The 1,957-nt window shown below is 67.5% G+C and carries 3 protein-coding genes; 1 reads left to right on the top strand and 2 read right to left on the bottom strand.

What is annotated here, in order from left to right; all coding sequences use genetic code 11:
• Positions 1-442 (bottom strand): SDR family NAD(P)-dependent oxidoreductase (locus IE318_RS42610; protein ID WP_189908225.1); only part of this gene is annotated, 442 nt, incomplete at its 3' end.
• 59 nt (positions 443-501) lie between these two features.
• Between IE318_RS42610 and IE318_RS42605 the strand changes: the two genes are divergently transcribed.
• Positions 502-1,080, top strand: a complete 579-nt coding sequence (locus IE318_RS42605; protein WP_189908224.1) for a TetR/AcrR family transcriptional regulator — start codon at positions 502-504, stop codon at positions 1,078-1,080.
• A 131-nt stretch (positions 1,081-1,211) separates the two neighbouring features.
• On the opposite strand, the gene IE318_RS42600 is transcribed toward IE318_RS42605, so the two are convergent.
• Positions 1,212-1,957: ABC transporter substrate-binding protein (locus IE318_RS42600; RefSeq protein ID WP_229904153.1), on the bottom strand; the 746-nt coding region annotated here is incomplete at its 5' end.

Genomic DNA, 1,957 nt, shown 5'->3' with positions numbered 1-1,957 from the left:
CGGCGATCCGGCCGGTGGGGTTGCCCTCGCCCATCTTCTGGACCGCGGCCGGGACGGCGTCGGGGCCCTGGGTCATGGCCAGGGCGCGCCGCAGGGATTCGGTGTCGACGGCGCCGGGGCTGAGGACGTTCATGCGGATGCCGGTGCCCTTGATGTCCTGGACCCAGGACCGGTTGAAGGCGCGCACCGCGGCCTTGGCACCGCCATACAGGCCCATGCCGGCCGGGGGCTGGACGGACGCGGTGGAGCCGATGATGACGACCGTGCCGCCGGGCGGCAGCAGCCCGATCGCCGGCTGGACGGTGAACAGGACGCCCTTGGCGTTGACATCGAAGGTCCGGTCGAACTGCTCCTCGGTGATCGCGCCGAGCGGGGCATGCGCGCCGATGCCTGCGTTGGCCACGACCGCGTCGAGGTGTCCGTGGCGCGTGAGCGGGGGCACCTCCACTTAGCAAGAGGTGGAGGCGTCTCCACTTGATCCTGACGAGGAAGGGGCCTCCCGTGACCACGGACTCGGGGCGACCGCTGCGGGCCGACGTGCGACGCAACCGGGAGAAGATCCTCTCCGCGGCCGTACGGGTCTTCGCCGAAGAAGGGCTGACGGCACACCTCGAGCGGATCGCCAAGGAAGCGGGCGTGGGCTCCGGCACCCTCTACCGGAACTTCCCCACCCGGGAGGCGCTCATCGAAGCCGCCTACCGCAACGAACTGACCCGGCTGTGCGACGCCGCCCCCGACCTCCTGGCGGCCATGCCGCCACGCGAGGCGCTGCGCGCCTGGATGGGGCGCTTCATCGACTACGCCACCGCGAAACTGGGGATGGCCGAGGCCCTCCGCGCCGTCGTCGACTCCGGCGTCAACCCCTACGCCCAGAGCCAAGAACTGATCATGAACGCTCTCACCTCGCTCCTGGACGCCGCGACAGCCGCCAGGACCATCAGATCGGACATCAGCGCAACCGTCATGTTCGCCGCCCTCACCGGCGTCGCCATCGCCTCGGGAAAGCCCGAGGAGCGCGAACAGGCGGAACGCCTCCTCGACCTCATCCTGGACGGACTCAGGTACGGCATACCGGATTGACATCGATACGCCGTATGCCCTGTCGGCAGTCCCGCCCTGGTCGACATCCGAGCGGGACGGCGCGCCAGGAGCTCCCAGCCCGGGAGCAGAAGCCCTGGCTGGGTCCTCAAGGCGTCAAGGGCGGGTGCAGGTCAGTTCCTCAGACCACGACCGAGATGCCACAATTCAAGCCCGGCGCTGGAATTGAGGGCGTACACAGCGCCAGTGATGTCGTCGCACACGGCCATGTACTGCTTGCCCTGCCACAGCGGCAGGAGCGGCACATCGCTCGCGACAATGCTTTGGATGGCACTCAGACTTGGGGCGGCGGCCAGCCGGTCGACTTTCCGGCGGGACTGCGGAATCAGGATGTTACGGATTCTGCCGCTGTTGTACGGCGAGTGGAGGAAGTTGTCTTTGTCCAGCAAGGGCGCGATGTAACCATCGGCGTCCGGGAAGTCCGGGAACCAGCCCATGCCGTAGACCTCGTACTGGCCCTTCTGCTCCGCCGGGCGGAACTTGCCCCACGGCGCGCCCTGGATGCTGACGTCGAACAGGCCGCTGGAGTTGAGCTGCTGCTGAAGGATCTCGAATTCCTTCTGGGTGGCCGGGCCGTAGTGGTCCGTCGTGTAATGCAGCGTCAGCTTCACCGGGGTGGTGATGTTCGCCTTGGCCAGCAGGGACTTGGCCTTGGTGACGCTCGGGTCGCCGTATCTGTTGAAGAACGAGTTGGAGTGGCCGGTTACGGTGGCCGGGACCAGCGAGAAGAGCGGTTCGGCCTGTGTGCCGTAGACCTTGGCGACCAGTTCTCTGCGGTTGATGACCTGGGCCATCGCCTGGCGCACGGCCTTGCTCTTCACCGACGGGGCGTCGGTGTTGAAGGCCAGGTAGCGGATCT

Origin of the sequence: Streptomyces spiralis, assembly GCF_014654675.1 — a bacterium.
GTDB classification, from domain to species: Bacteria; Actinomycetota; Actinomycetes; order Streptomycetales; family Streptomycetaceae; genus Streptomyces; species Streptomyces spiralis.
The sequence above is the reverse complement of the archived record's forward strand: the minus strand, read 5'-3'. Positions and strand labels throughout refer to the sequence as shown.